The sequence below is a fragment of the Methylotenera sp. L2L1 genome (assembly GCF_000744605.1).
Taxonomy (GTDB): domain Bacteria; phylum Pseudomonadota; class Gammaproteobacteria; order Burkholderiales; family Methylophilaceae; genus Methylotenera.
Genome location: NZ_JQMG01000001.1, coordinates 443,996 through 458,451, shown reverse-complemented (window position 1 = coordinate 458,451; position 14,456 = coordinate 443,996). Strand labels below are relative to the sequence as shown.

The following is a 14,456-nucleotide window of genomic DNA, read 5'->3' as shown; positions in this document are numbered from 1 at the left end:
TTGACATTACGTAAAACAAAAATTGTGGCAACACTAGGCCCATCCTCCACTAGCGAGGAGATGTTGGCACGTATGATTACCGCAGGCGTTAATGTTGTACGTTTAAATTTCTCACACGGTAGTGTAGAAGATCATATTAAACGTGCACAAATTGTACGTAATATCGCCGTCAAACTCGGTCGTCCTGTTGGTGTGCTGTGCGACTTACAAGGCCCTAAGATTCGAATTGGCAAATTCGAGCTTGGTAAAGTCACCCTAAAAACGGGCGATATCTTTATATTAGATGCAGATTGCGAACTCGGTGATCAGTATCACGTTGGTTTAGACTACAAAACCCTCCCGCAAGAGGTGTCAGAGAACGCGATATTGTTGTTAGATGATGGCCGCATTACCATGCAGGTGGATAGAATCAAAGGTAATCAGATCCATTGTGTCGTGCTGAGCGGTGGTGTTTTATCTAATAATAAGGGGATTAACCGTCAAGGCGGGGGCTTGTCAGCAGAGGCTCTAACTAAAAAAGATAGGGAAGACATCAAAACTGCGGTTGCACTAGAGGCGGATTATATTGCGATCTCATTTCCGAAGTCTGCCTTAGATGTTGAGCTTGCAAGAACCCTAGTGCGTAAGGCTGGTGGCACAGCCAGTATCATTGCGAAAATTGAACGCGCAGAGGCCATTAATGATTTAGAGGCAATTATTGATGCTTCTGACGCCATCATGGTGGCACGGGGTGATTTGGGGGTTGAGGTGGGTGATGCCGCAGTCCCTGGTTTGCAAAAGCGTATGATCCGTATGGCACGCGCGCAAAATAAATTGGTCATCACGGCGACGCAGATGATGGAGTCTATGATTACCAGCCCCATCCCGACGCGTGCTGAAGTTTCTGATGTGGCCAATGCTGTGCTGGATGGCACTGATGCAGTGATGCTTTCTGCTGAGACTGCATCAGGGCAATACCCTTTAGAAACGGTAGAGGCGGTACATCGAGTGGCCATTGAGGCGGAGAAGGAGTATTTTAGTCAGCATCATGCACAAAAGCTTGACCAGGTGTTTATTAAAACGGATGAAGCTGTTGCTGCTGCTGCTATTTATACGGCACAACACTTAAAAGTAAAGGCAATAGCCGCGCTCACGCAGTCTGGCAACGCAGCGCAATGGCTATCACGAGCCGATGCAGAAGTGCCCATTTATGCCTTATCGCCAGATAAATTAGCACGTAGAAAATTAACACTACACCGTGGCGTCTATCCATACCCTATTGAGCAAGCAGGTAAAAATAGGGATGAAATCATTGCTGAGATGGAGCAGGTGCTACTCAGGCAGTGCGTCGTGAGTGACGGTGATACGGTGTTGTTAACTTTTGGTGAACCTATTGGGCATCCTGGGGGCACCAACACATTGAAAATCATTAAGATCGGCGAACATAGAAAAGACACATGATGCCAATCTCACTTAATCAGCACGTTAATTAACCAGCGATTACATGAAGTAGTTTGATGTCGGTATTGACTGATTTATTTCAACTTTTTACGATCAATCGGCCTTTTTAGAATTCATCAAAATTAAAGTGCGTTTATAATACGTGCTTAGCTCAACTTACTCATTAATATAGTCATCATTACACATGAATAATCCATTATTAGAAACCAGCATTAAAAGTCTAAAACGTATACACCAAGGTAAAGTACGTGATATTTATGACATCGATGCTAATACCATGTTGTTAGTGAGTACCGACAGGCTCTCTGCATTTGACGTAATTTTGCCTACAGGTATTGCAAACAAGGGTGCAATGCTCACGCAGATGGCAAACTTCTGGTTTGATAAGCTGCAAAACGTGGTGCCTAACCATTTAACTGGTATTGCACCTGCTAGCGTGGTGAGTGACCCTGCGGAAAAAGCACAGTTAGCAAATCGCTCAGTGGTGGTTAAAAAGTTAAAAGCATTACCGATAGAGGCGATTGTGCGTGGCTACTTGGTCGGTAGCGGTTGGAAAGAATACAAAGCCAAAGGTACGGTCTGTGATATCCCGCTGCCAGACGGTTTGCAAGAGGCATCAAAATTACCAGCACCTTTATTTACGCCATCTAGCAAAGCCGCAGTGGGTGAACATGATGAAAATATCAGTTTAGCGCAATGTGCTGAACTAATTGGTACTGACATGGCTGAGCAGGTGGCAAAAGCCGCGATAGCGCTTTACACGCAAGCTGCTGAATATGCACTTACACGCGGTATTATTATTGCTGATACTAAGTTTGAGTTTGGTTTGGATGAAAATGGCGTGTTGCATGTGATGGATGAGGTGTTAACGCCAGACTCATCACGTTTTTGGCCTGCTGAGAGCTATGTCGTGGGTAAAAATCCACCAAGCTACGATAAACAGTATGTGCGTGATTGGTTAGAAGCTAGTGGCTGGAATAAAACGCCGCCTGCACCAGTTTTGCCAGCAGACGTTGCTAGCAAAACCAGCGAAAAGTACATGGAAGCTTTTGAACGACTAACAGGACAGCCATTAACGCTTGAGTAAGCGCTGAATGAAACGATTGGTGCATTAGCCGTGCTAAATAAACTGAAATCATTGGCTAAGCAGCTCAAAAAAGAGCTTGCTGTCTATCGATTAGTGTTAAAACACCCACAAACACCATGGTTGGCTAAATGCCTGTTATGGCTGGCTGTGGGTTATTTATTGCTCCCGTTTGATCTTATCCCTGACTTTATTCCAATATTAGGTCAGCTAGATGAGGTGATTATTATTCCAGCACTACTTTATTGTGCACTGTTGTTAATTCCTAAAGCAGTGATTCAAGATTGCCGCGAACAAGTGCAACAAGCTGACGTATCAGGAAATATTTAGGCATCCTACACTTTGTTACGACTTTTTTCTGTGCGTTCTTTGTGGGCTTGCTATAATTGCGCCTCAAAATTCATTAGTAGTATTTATATTTAGGAATAGACCATGTCATTAAACCAAGTGCCAACCGGTAAAGATGTCCCTAACGATTTCAATGTGATTATTGAGATTCCAATGCAGGGTGACCCAGTAAAATATGAAGTAGATAAAGAGAGCGGCGCAATTTTTGTTGACCGCTTCATGGGTACTGCAATGCAATACCCAACCAATTACGGTTACGTGCCACACACATTATCGGATGATGGCGACCCTGTTGATGTATTGGTGATGACACCAGTGCCGTTGATTCCTGGTGTGGTTGTGCGTTGCCGCCCACTAGGCGTGCTATTGATGGAAGATGAAGCTGGCCTAGATGCAAAAGTGTTGGCTGTGCCTGTTGATAAAGTGTGTGGTTTATATGGTCACTTGAAAGCACATACTGATGTGTCAGAATGGCGCTTGAACATGATTGCCCACTTCTTTGAGCATTACAAAGATTTAGATAAAGGCAAATGGGTTAAGATCAATGGCTGGGGTGATATCGAAGCAGCTAAACAAGAAATCTTAAACAGTGTAGAGAATTACAATAATGCACAAGTTAAACCAGCGTTCTAAGTAATATAGTACTGGGTAATATAGCACTGGCCGGACAAATAAAAAGGCAGCTTAGGCTGCCTTTTTTGCGTCTAACAGAGATTAAGCGGTGACAACACCAAATAATTTGCCTACGCCTGCAGTCGCAGCCATGGCGATTACGCCCCAGGATGCCACGCGTGCAATACCAACAGTCATATTTGCTCCGCCAGCTTTTGCGGCAAGCCCACCAAGTGCTGCTAAAAAGCCAAGTGATGTGGTGGCCACGTAAGTGGCTGTATTAGACTCTGGCGCAAAGTATGTGACCAATAGCGGCAATGTTGCACCCACCGCAAAGGTGGCTGCAGAGGCAAGTGCCGCTTGTGTTGGTCGAGCGTTCATGGTTTCTGTAATGCCAAGCTCGTCTCTGGCATGAGCACCAAGTGCATCATGCGCTGTGAGCTGAACAGCGACTTCGTGCGCTAGCTCTGCCGTTAGGCCGCGCTGCATATAAATGCCAGTTAATTCTTTCAGTTCGCTCTCGTGGTCATTTGCCAGCTCCAAGCGTTCGCGCGCGAGGTCTGCTGTTTCAGTATCAGCCTGTGAGCTAACCGAAACATATTCACCGGCTGCCATCGACATGGAGCCTGAAACTAAGCAAGCAACACCAGTCATCAGTATGCTGTCATTAGCTGCACCAGCAGCGGCAACGCCGATGATAAGGCTGGCTGTAGAAATAATGCCATCATTGGCACCCAGCACTGCTGCACGTAGCCAGCCAATACGATGTGAGCGATGAAATTCAGAGTGCCGCATGAGAACCTGCATGTAAAGTGAAGTTAAACGTAATGTTACTGCATTACACGAATGCTGGAATTATTTAAATGCATCCTTTGTGCTAGCGGTTCTTAATCATCATAAAAATATGATTGAATGATGAGGTTTAATTTAACGATGCAAAAAGGCGACCTAAGTCGCCTTTTGTGAGTAAGTGCTTATAATAATGGCACTTACAGTAGTGGTACTATCAGTAAAGCTACAATATTAATAATTTTAATGAGCGGGTTTACCGCAGGGCCGGCAGTATCTTTGTACGGGTCACCCACCGTGTCGCCAGTCACCGCGGCTTTATGCGCATCAGACCCTTTGCCGCCGTGGTTGCCATCTTCGATGTATTTCTTAGCGTTATCCCAAGCGCCGCCGCCGGTACACATTGAGATAGCGACAAATAGCCCTGTGACAATCGTCCCCATCAACAGGCCGCCAAGTGCTACCGGGCCTAATAGCAGGCCAACGGCAACAGGTGCTGCCACTGGTAAGAGTGATGGAATCATCATTTCTTTAATGGCCGCGGTAGTGAGCATATCCACCGCTTTGCCGTACTCTGGTTTTGCTGTGCCCTCCATAATGCCTTTGATATCACGGAACTGACGGCGAACTTCTTCAACCACTGCACCAGCGGCACGGCCAACTGCTTCCATTGCCATGGCAGCGAATAAAAATGGAATTAAGCCGCCAATAAATAAGCCAATAATTACCATTGGGTCACTTAAATCAAACTTAACATCAATACCCGCACCTTCAAGTTTGTGCGTGTAGTCTGCAAATAACACTAAAGCGGCTAAACCCGCTGAGCCAATCGCATATCCTTTAGTGACTGCTTTAGTCGTGTTGCCAACAGCGTCCAATGGGTCGGTGACTTCTCGCACGCTGCTTGGTAACTCTGCCATTTCAGCAATGCCACCTGCGTTGTCAGTAATCGGGCCATAAGCATCTAAAGCCACGACGATACCTGCCATACTCAACATCGAAGTTGCCGCAATCGCAATGCCGTATAGGCCACCTAAATGATACGCAGACCAAATGGCAATACAGACTGATATCACTGGCCAAGCGGTAGACTTCATGGAAATGCCAATACCTGCAATAATGTTAGTCGCGTGTCCAGTGGTGGAAGCTTGTGCCACGTGTCTTACTGGTGCGTAGTCTGTACCTGTGTAATATTCTGTAATCCAAACCAAGGCTGCGGTTAACACCAAGCCTACCGCGCATGCGCCAAATAGTTGGTTGGCAGAAATAACTAAGTCACCTGCAGTTAACCCATTAGGGAACATCTTAGTCGTTACAAAGTAAAATGCGCCTAAAGATAGCAGGCCTGCAACAGCTAGTCCTTTGTATAAGGCAGGCATTACGTTTTTCATGCCCGGAGATGCTTTCACAAAGAAGCAACCAATGATAGAGGCAACAATAGAAACGGCGCCTAACATAAGCGGGTAAAGCACACCGCTTGCACCCTCAGTAGTAATGAGTAAGCTACCTAATACCATCGTCGCAATAATCGTCACTGCGTAGGTTTCAAATAAGTCTGCTGCCATGCCGGCACAGTCACCCACGTTATCGCCTACATTGTCTGCAATGACGGCCGGGTTGCGTGGGTCATCTTCTGGGATGCCAGCCTCAACTTTGCCTACTAGGTCAGCGCCTACATCGGCGCCTTTAGTAAAAATACCGCCACCTAAACGCGCAAATATGGAAATAAGAGATGAGCCAAATGCAAGGCCAATCAAAGGATCTAAGTCGGTTGCATTTTCACCACCTAAATAGGCGTAAAAGCTCGTCACACCTAATAAGCCTAAACCTACAACTAGCATGCCTGTAATCGCACCGCCTTTAAAAGCCACATCAAGTGCGGGAGCAATGCCTTTGGTGGCAGCTTGGGCGGTGCGGACGTTTGCCTTCACAGAAACGTTCATGCCAATAAAGCCACACGCGCCAGATAGCACTGCACCTAAAACGAAGCCAATCGCCGTGGGGAGGTTTAGAAACGTACCGATTAAAATGGCTAGTATTACGCCAACGATGGTGATGGTTTTGTATTGACGGGCCAAGTATGCGGCAGCCCCTTGTTGAATTGCACTTGCAATTTCTTGCATACGTGCATTGCCTGCTGGTAAACCTGAAATCCACTTACTCATTACTGCACCATACAGTACCGCCAATATCGCGGCGCCTATGGCAATCATTAGTTCGACTGACATGACTTCTCCCTATCTAAATTTTTATTAAAACTACAAAATAAAACTAGTGTGAAAACGAAACCAAGTGCTAAACATCTGTTGCAGGTAAAGCTTAAGTTGAGGTTTAATGCTCCTTGAAATTTGTAAATAAATTGTAACTTAACCTCATTATTGCATTATTAGGCTAGGCGAACAATAGCGCTAGCCGATAACTTCTATCTTGATAAGAACAAGCTACTTGCCTGCGTTTTTGAGTAATTTAGCTAATGAGTCGCCCAGCGTTGTACCAGAGAGTTTCACCTCTAGTTTATGTAGCTGATTAATGGCCTCGGGGCTGAGCGATTTTGTGGATTTAGGGACAGGGAGCGGGCTAGATTTTGCTTGCACTTTTACCCGAATTGCAGTAACTTCGTACCCTTGCTTTTCTAGCCTAATCAATAAGCTAGGGATTAAAAGTTTAATTTTTGCAGCAACCGCGTTGTTGTTTGCATATACTGTGAATTGATTGTTCTTGATGCTGCTGATATGGCTAAATTGTGCCATGTTCTCAGGTGCGATTTCCGCCCAAAGTTTTTGGGCCGCCTGTGATTCCAGAGTTCGTTGATTGAGCTCATTTAACTCGGGTTGCTTAAGTAATGTATTAAATCTTTGCATAGTGCGATTGTAAAGTGCTTGCAGGGATTAGGGGTAGTATGAATATCATTTTGGTCTCAAATAATATGGCAAAAGCCAGAACGCTCTCAATACTGCAAGTCGGTATGATCGTGTTTGCACTGGTAATGTTGCCAGTGCTCACTGTGCTTATGTTCATTGTGCCACAGGAGTCAGCGCCGCAAAAGGGTGTTAAGTCATTGATCCCACATCATTTGCGTTTTTCTTTTAACAACCCACAAAAGCATCTTGATGCCTATGCAGTGCAGTTGGGCGAAATGCAAGCACGCATGATGCGCTTAGATGCGCAAAGTGAGCGCTTAGCCAAGCTTGCTGGCGACAAAAAGAACATCCGAAATAACAAGGCAGAGCCTTCCACAACGCCTAAGCCAAATTATGGCCCAACATCAAGCCTAGAGCCTGCACTCGCTGCGCCTATCCTTAATGTGACAACAGGTGCCAATCAGGGTGGGCCATTGGTGCAAAGTGCACCGCTGACTGAGGTTGAGCTACAAAATCAGATTGCCGATTTAATGGCACAAATTGAGTTTAAAACAGAATATTTAAGTGAGATAGAAGCAAAACTGCTACAACAGAGTGTGTTAAAAAACACGTTGCCTAATAGTAGCCCGGTGGATGCTGCGTTTAATTCCTCTAGTTTTGGCTGGCGGCTGGATCCTTTTAATGGGCATCGGGCGTTTCATGAAGGATTAGACTTTACTGCGTCCACAGGGACTGCGATTTACGCGGCAGCGGGCGGCATTGTATCAACGTCAGAGCAAACGCCTGATTATGGTAAAATCGTTAAGATTGATCACGGGTCTGGCCTAGAAACACGTTATGCACACGCGTCAACATTGTTGGTTAAAGTGGGTCAGCGCGTGGCAAAAGGGCAAAAGATTGCAGAAGTTGGTAGTACCGGTCGATCTACAGGGCCACATTTGCATTATGAAATCAGATTAAACGGTAACCCTCTGGACCCAAGAAAATATCTTAGTGCATCGCGCTAATGATGAGCCCTTGAAATAATAAAAATAAACCCCATTAAATTCTTTATGACTTATTACCTCGCAGCCATTTCAAGTTTACAATCACACTCTTAATTTCAATTATTACTCAATTAAAGTTGTTTATCCTCTAGCGGAAAGTCTTTCATTTCATGATATCTACGTTGTTCAAAAAATTATTCGGTAGCCGTAACGATAGGCTGGTTAAGCAATATGCACAGAAAGTAGAGCAAATTAATGCATTAGAGCCGGTGATGCAGGCATTAAGTGATGATGAGCTACGCGCGAAAACAGAAGAGTTTAAGCAACGTTATACCAATGGCGAGTCTTTAGAGAAGCTTCTTCCAGAAGCGTTTGCTGTCGTGCGCGAAGGTGGGCGCCGTGCCTTGGGCATGCGTCACTTTGATGTGCAGCTCATCGGCGGCATGGTGCTGAATGCAGGAAAAATCTCAGAGATGCGTACGGGTGAGGGTAAAACCTTGGTGGCGACCTTGCCTACCTACCTAAACGCTATCACAGGTAAGGGCGTACACGTCATTACTGTGAATGATTACCTTGCAAAACGCGATGCGGAATGGATGGGTAAGCTATATAACTTTTTAGGCTTATCAATCGGTATTAATTTATCGCAGATGCCGCATGATGCAAAGCGTGATGCTTATGCCGCAGACATTACTTACGGTACTAATAATGAGTTCGGTTTTGACTACCTGCGCGACAACATGGTGTACAGCCGTGAAGAGCGCGTACAACGTGGTTTGAATTATGCGTTGATTGATGAGGTGGATTCGATTTTGATCGATGAAGCGCGTACACCGTTGATTATTTCAGGCCAGGCGGATGACAGTGTTGCCTTGTATAAACAAATCAACGATGTTGCTGCCAAACTGATTCCACAAACAGAAGAAGAGGGCGAAGGTGACTTCTGGGTAGATGAAAAAGCACAGAATGTAGTGATGTCTGAGCAAGGCCATGAGCACGCTGAGGCGATATTGGCTGAGGCTGGTTTGTTGGCTGAGGGCTCAAGTTTGTATGAGGCTTCTAACATCACGTTAGTGCATCATTTATACGCTTCACTACGTGCGCGTAACCTTTACCATCGTGACCAACACTATGTGGTGCGTGACGGTGAAATCGTGATTGTGGATGAGTTCACTGGCCGTATGATGTCTGGCCGCCGTTGGTCTGATGGTTTGCACCAAGCAGTAGAGGCCAAAGAAGGCGTTGAGATTCAAAAAGAAAATCAGACGTTGGCTTCAATTACTTTCCAAAACTACTTCCGTATGTACAACAAACTGTCTGGTATGACAGGTACCGCAGATACTGAAGCTTATGAGTTTAACCAAATTTACGGTTTAGAAACCGTTGTCATCCCAACACATCGTCCAATGCAACGTAAAGATGCAATGGATAAGGTGTATAGAACGTCTCGCGAAAAATACGAGGCAGTGATTTTAGATATTAAAGATTGCCAAAGTCGCGGACAACCAGTGTTGGTGGGTACCACGTCAATTGAGAACTCAGAGTTGATTTCTAATTTGTTGACCGAGGCGAAGCTAGAACATCAGGTATTGAATGCGAAGCAGCATGAGCGCGAGGCACACATTATTGTGCAGGCTGGTCGTCCAGGCGTGATTACCATCGCGACCAATATGGCTGGTCGTGGTACGGATATTGTGTTGGGCGGTAATCCTGAGCCTGAAATTTCAGCAATCCATGCAGATGAAACATTATCTGATGCACAAAAAGCGAGCAAAGTGGGTGAAATCAAAGCTGCTTGGCAAGTGGTGCATGATGCTGTGTTAGCTTCAGGTGGTTTACATATTGTAGGTACAGAGCGTCATGAATCACGCCGCGTCGACAATCAGTTACGTGGTCGTTCAGGTCGTCAAGGTGATGCAGGTTCTAGCCGCTTCTATTTATCTTTAGAAGACCAATTGTTAAGAATTTTCGCCTCAGACCGCGTTTCAGCGATTATGGGTAAACTTAATATGCCAGATGGTGAGGCGATTGAGCACCCATGGGTCACGCGTGCGATTGAAAATGCACAACGTAAGGTTGAAGGCCGTAACTTTGATATTCGTAAGCAATTACTTGAATTTGATGATGTGTCTAACGACCAGCGTAAAGTGATTTATGAGCAACGTAACGAATTGCTTGAAGCGGTTGATGTCGGTGATACGATTAAAGCGATGCGTGAAGATGTGCTTGCCGCGACGATTTCTACCCACATTCCACCAGATAGCGTTGAAGAGCTATGGGATGTGCCTGCGTTGGAGCGTGAGTTAAAAGCTGATCTTGGTTTAGAGATAGCATTGCAAAAAATGCTGGAAGAAAACCCAGACCTACATGAGGAAACATTGCGTGAGCGTATATTTGCCGCGGCAAATGAGGCTTACCAAGCAAAAGAAGAGCTTGCTAGCCCAGATATCTTACGCCAGTTTGAGCGCTCAGTGATGTTGCAAAGCTTGGATAACCACTGGCGTGAGCATTTAGCCGCGTTAGATCATCTGCGCCAAGGGATTCATTTACGCTCTTATGCGCAAAAGAACCCTAAGCAAGAATACAAACGCGAGGCATTTGAGCTGTTTGAAGGTTTGTTAAATACCATTAAATCAGAAGTCACTAAAGTCACTATGTTGGTACAGGTGAAAACTGAGGCTGATGTAGAGGCAGTAGAAAAACCAGTCGAAGTTGAGAATGTACAGTATCAGCACGCAGATTATCATGAAGCACTTGCTACTGAAGTGCCTACAGATGATGCTGAAGCATCGCAGCAGCCGAATGTGCGTGATGGCGTTAAAGTGGGGCGTAATGACCCATGCCCTTGCGGATCTGGCAAAAAATACAAACAGTGCCACGGCGTATTAAGTTAAGAATAGGGTTAGACATGTCAGAAAATACAGAAGAAATTCAATCCCCTTGTATTGGGGTATGTAGCATCGATGATGCGACAGGTTTTTGCCATGGCTGTTATCGCACGAGAGAAGAAATTAAAGGTTGGTGGAACATGGCGCCAACCGAACAAAAAAACCTGCTATCAGTGATTGAAACGCGACAAAGTGAGACAGTTAGTTTTGATGACTAAGTAGAGTTAGCCCTTTCATGAGATATCATAATTGAGCACCATATTTCTCAGTCACTCCCATGCAGACAAGCCGTTTGCTAGACGACTTGCCGCTGATCTCCGCAAAGCAGGGCACGCCGTATGGATAGATGAGGCTGAAATTAACATAGGTGACTCACTGATCGAGAAAATTCGTGAGGGTCTCGATCAAGTCGATTTTGTCGCAGCAATAATCACTGCAGCTTCTGTTACCAGTAAGTGGGTAACACGTGAGCTCGATATTGCATCAAATAGAGAAATTGAAGAAAACCGGATTGTGGTATTGCCTCTATTGGTTGAGTACGTAGAACTTCCTGGTTTTCTAAAAGGCAAGTTCTATGGTGACTTCACTGACATGTCGCACTACGATGAGGTGTTTGAGTTGCTGCTTCGTAAGCTTGGCTCGACAGCAGCTTCATTAAGTCCACCTATTGATGAACTCACCCAATTAAGAGCTCAACTTAGTGCAGCTAAAGCCGCTGTCACAGAGCATGAGGCAGCATTGCATGTACACGAAACGCTTGCTCTTCGAGGCAAAAGTGAAAAGCTTATTGATACAATTGCTGCTGCAAATAAAAAGTTTCCATTTCATGCACCAATCAATTTCACGCATGCGTTCGAGGTTGGAAACACTCCAGTAACTCTTGATTACCTATTATGGGCAATAGCAAAGTCCGAACGAAAGGGAGCTCATCCTCTTGAAGCTTTACTCACACTTGATAACAAGTGGCCCGAAGTTCATGCAATGCTAAGTGCGTATGAAAGCATCCTGTCTGTACCCTAGGGCTAACCCATCATTCAAGTGGGACGTCTAACGGTGTTCCTTAATTCAAACCTTCGAGCTGGCTTTCTGATTAAAGTTTTGTACCAAGAATCACCCCTTGATCCCTTAAGTCTTCTAAAATCCCCAATCCAAATTGTATGATGAGTTGTGGTTGGGGATGCTTTAACTCCTCTGCAAGCAGTTTAAGCGCTTGCTCTGCTACCATGCCTTCTTGCTGACATAATGTCAGTAATCTAAATGTTATCGGGTTTAGTTCTATAAATTTAATATCGTCCTCGATGTTTCGATACACTAACAGCTGCGTAGGCTCTTTAGCATTAGGTTTGTGCTTTGGAGAAATCTTGTGCACCGCATAATCATATTCCAATAGTTGCATGGCATTGGTAAATACAATCTTGTGCTTAGCTAGGTCGCCATTTGAATCTATATTGATAGCCTCGTCTACCATGTTCGGTAAAGTACTGAGATACAGTTCTATCCATTCGTAATGGCATAGTGCCTCTAAGTAAACAGGAGGTGGCTTAAATGAAGTCAGGTTTTTCTGTTTCAAAAAGCTTAAAAACTCTTGTGGAATCTTGCGAAAGAGTGGAGTATCTGCGGCGTAATCTTTCAAAAAAGTTTGTACTAGTGTTAACCAAATGCGTTTGCCAACTGTTTTGCGTGCAACAGGAAAGCATGCAGAAACAGACTCAAACAGGTTGTTGAATACAATTTCGTCATACACCGCCATGCGCTCGGGTGCCACGCCAGCAGGAATCGGCTGATGTCGTGGGTCACGTATGCGTGCGGTGAAGGCTTGCTGATAGCATTGGAAGTTTAGTAGATTATCTGTCATTGCAAGGTGCCAATCACATTCAAAGTGTAAGCTGTGCTAATGTTTGCGGGTTAGCTCTGACTGTGCCTTTAATGGCCTGATGTTGTAAGTCTGCAATCTTGTCTACTTCTTTCATCAATACCTCTAAGGCAGGAATGTTGCTGTCGCGTTCCAATAGTGTAGGAAACACGCCAAATAAATCATAGGCATTTTCAAGTAGCGCCCAAACTGGGTCGATGACATTTTCGCCATGTGTATCAATGAGTAAATCTGGTGATTGTTGATAATGCCCTGCGATATGGCTATACACAATACGTTCCTGCGGTATTTCGCGCAGGAATGAAAGCGGGTCAAAGTTGAAGTTCACGCTGTTAACGTAAATGTTGTTAATGTCTAAGTGTAAAAGACAATCAGCTTCGCTTAATACTGCGTTAAGAAAAGTCAGTTCGCTCATTTCTGAGATGGGGGCGGCAGCATAGAACGAGGCGTTCTCTATGCCAATGCGGCGACCAAGTATCTCTTGCGTTTGACGGATGCGTTTTGCAACGTAGTGTACCGCTTCTTCGGTAAACGGGATGGGTAACAGGTCATATAAATAACCCTGCTTACCTTGGTAGGCATCCGTGCAATAACTTAAGTGTTCAGTGTAAATGTCGATGTTGTAGTGGTCTAGGAACTGCTTAACCTGATGTAAAAAATTAATATTCAGCGGGCTGATGCCACCTAGGGATAAACACAGGCCGTGACATACGATAGGGTAGCGTGCCGCAAACCAATCTAACTGCTTGGTTGCTTTGTTGCCAGCTTCAATCCAGTTTTCTGGTGCTATTTCAATAAATTGGATATTAGAGATTAATGTTTGATGATAAAGGGATTGAATCTGGGGTATCAGCTCTCGCTTTAACCCCAGACCAGCGCCATGAATTTGACTACGATTGAGCATTCGCAATATTCAGATTTAGCGGTGCTTATTTCTTTTCACCACCACATGAACCTTCTTTAGCTTTTTCACCACCACAGGAGCCTTCTTTCACTTTTTCTGCGCTACCACACTTGCCGGTGCCGCATTTGCCGTCTTTCATTTTCATTGCTTTAGCTTTTTCCTCGGTGCCACATTTGCCAGTACCGCATTTGCCATCGGCTGCTTTTGCATCATGCGCGTCAGCAACTTGGTAGCCGCTTGCGAGTGATTTTAATGCAAACGGATTTTCTGCCGCATTGACTGTGGTAGCTGCAACAGAAAGGGCTAGTGCGCTACCAATAGCAAGAGAAAGTGTTTTGTGTGTTTTGTTCATTATCGTTTCCTTTAGATTAAATAATTACCAACTGTGTTTCAACCAACGAACGTTACTGAGACTGTTGATCAGACCTTACCTTTTCAACGATTCTCGCTTTTGCATCTAATGGGAGATGTATAGCGCTATTATTTTCTATGTTAGTTCTAATCTTACGCAGCCCAATCAATAATAAATTCAGCTGCTTCCTGAATCGATTGCATGCACCGCACATCATAAGATGCAGTCTGAGTTGCATAAGTTCATACCAAGACAAAGGACGGTCTAAAGACTGAGAGATAAGTTGACTGGCTTGTTTGCAGGTAAGCATATGATAAAC

Annotated in this window: 15 protein-coding genes; 8 read left to right on the top strand and 7 right to left on the bottom strand. The window is 44.9% G+C overall.

Translation table 11 applies throughout. From position 1 onward, the window contains the following. The 4 genes from pyk to ppa all read left to right on the top strand — a co-directional run bounded on the left by pyk (position 1) and on the right by ppa (position 3,505). Positions 1-1,440 carry a pyruvate kinase gene (gene pyk, locus FG24_RS02175; RefSeq protein WP_036303858.1) on the top strand — a complete coding sequence of 480 codons (1,440 nt, stop codon included), beginning with the start codon at positions 1-3 and terminating at the stop codon, positions 1,438-1,440. A 184-nt stretch (positions 1,441-1,624) separates the two neighbouring features. Further along, positions 1,625-2,527, top strand: a complete 903-nt coding sequence (locus FG24_RS02170; RefSeq protein ID WP_036300493.1) for a phosphoribosylaminoimidazolesuccinocarboxamide synthase — start codon at positions 1,625-1,627, stop codon at positions 2,525-2,527. A 30-nt stretch (positions 2,528-2,557) separates the two neighbouring features. Further along, entirely contained in the window at positions 2,558-2,854 is a 297-nt protein-coding gene (locus FG24_RS02165) for a YkvA family protein (RefSeq protein ID WP_036300490.1), read from the top strand. A 102-nt stretch (positions 2,855-2,956) separates the two neighbouring features. Beyond that, positions 2,957-3,505, top strand: a complete 549-nt coding sequence (gene ppa / locus FG24_RS02160) for an inorganic diphosphatase (RefSeq protein ID WP_036300488.1) — start codon at positions 2,957-2,959, stop codon at positions 3,503-3,505. Positions 3,506-3,586: 81 nt separating this feature from the next. On the opposite strand, the gene FG24_RS02155 is transcribed toward ppa, so the two are convergent. From FG24_RS02155 to FG24_RS02145, 3 genes are all read right to left on the bottom strand, one after another. Next, positions 3,587-4,279: a VIT1/CCC1 transporter family protein gene (locus tag FG24_RS02155; protein WP_036300487.1), complete on the bottom strand. Its 693-nt coding sequence runs from the start codon at positions 4,277-4,279 to the stop codon at positions 3,587-3,589. Between the two features lie 194 nt (positions 4,280-4,473). Beyond that, positions 4,474-6,501, bottom strand: a complete 2,028-nt coding sequence (locus FG24_RS02150) for a sodium-translocating pyrophosphatase (protein ID WP_036300484.1) — start codon at positions 6,499-6,501, stop codon at positions 4,474-4,476. 213 nt (positions 6,502-6,714) lie between these two features. After that, positions 6,715-7,134, bottom strand: a complete 420-nt coding sequence (locus FG24_RS02145; RefSeq protein WP_036300482.1) for a DciA family protein — start codon at positions 7,132-7,134, stop codon at positions 6,715-6,717. Between the two features lie 38 nt (positions 7,135-7,172). Here FG24_RS02145 and FG24_RS02140 point away from each other — a divergent pair, with 38 nt between their 5' ends. The 4 genes from FG24_RS02140 (at position 7,173) to FG24_RS02125 (ending at position 12,028) form a co-directional block, all read left to right on the top strand. Then, positions 7,173-8,141, top strand: coding sequence for a M23 family metallopeptidase (locus FG24_RS02140; RefSeq protein ID WP_036300480.1), 969 nt, complete (start codon positions 7,173-7,175; stop codon positions 8,139-8,141). Between the two features lie 149 nt (positions 8,142-8,290). Further along, entirely contained in the window at positions 8,291-11,014 is a 2,724-nt protein-coding gene (gene secA / locus FG24_RS02135; protein WP_036300478.1) for a preprotein translocase subunit SecA, read from the top strand. Between the two features lie 14 nt (positions 11,015-11,028). After that, positions 11,029-11,226, top strand: coding sequence for a DUF1289 domain-containing protein (locus FG24_RS02130; protein ID WP_036300476.1), 198 nt, complete (start codon positions 11,029-11,031; stop codon positions 11,224-11,226). Positions 11,227-11,257: 31 nt separating this feature from the next. Then, entirely contained in the window at positions 11,258-12,028 is a 771-nt protein-coding gene (locus tag FG24_RS02125) for a toll/interleukin-1 receptor domain-containing protein (protein ID WP_036300473.1), read from the top strand. A 70-nt stretch (positions 12,029-12,098) separates the two neighbouring features. Here FG24_RS02125 and FG24_RS02120 read toward each other — a convergent pair whose 3' ends face one another. Genes FG24_RS02120 through FG24_RS02105 form a run of 4 tightly spaced genes read right to left on the bottom strand, consistent with a single transcriptional unit; the run spans position 12,099 to position 14,447 of the window. Next, the gene (locus tag FG24_RS02120; protein ID WP_036300471.1) at positions 12,099-12,863 is read right to left on the bottom strand and encodes an HvfC family RiPP maturation protein; all 765 of its coding nucleotides are present in this window, start codon (positions 12,861-12,863) and stop codon (positions 12,099-12,101) included. A gap of 19 nt (positions 12,864-12,882) precedes the next feature. After that, a complete protein-coding gene (locus FG24_RS02115) occupies positions 12,883-13,785 on the bottom strand; it encodes an HvfB family MNIO-type RiPP peptide maturase (RefSeq protein ID WP_036300468.1) in 903 nt (300 codons plus the stop codon). 25 nt (positions 13,786-13,810) lie between these two features. Continuing rightward, on the bottom strand, positions 13,811-14,137 hold the full coding sequence (locus FG24_RS02110; protein WP_036300466.1) for an HvfA family oxazolone/thioamide-modified RiPP metallophore: 327 nt from the start codon (positions 14,135-14,137) through the stop codon (positions 13,811-13,813). Positions 14,138-14,189: 52 nt separating this feature from the next. Further along, positions 14,190-14,447, bottom strand: coding sequence for a zf-HC2 domain-containing protein (locus FG24_RS02105; protein WP_036300464.1), 258 nt, complete (start codon positions 14,445-14,447; stop codon positions 14,190-14,192). Between the last annotated feature and the right edge of the window lie 9 nt (positions 14,448-14,456).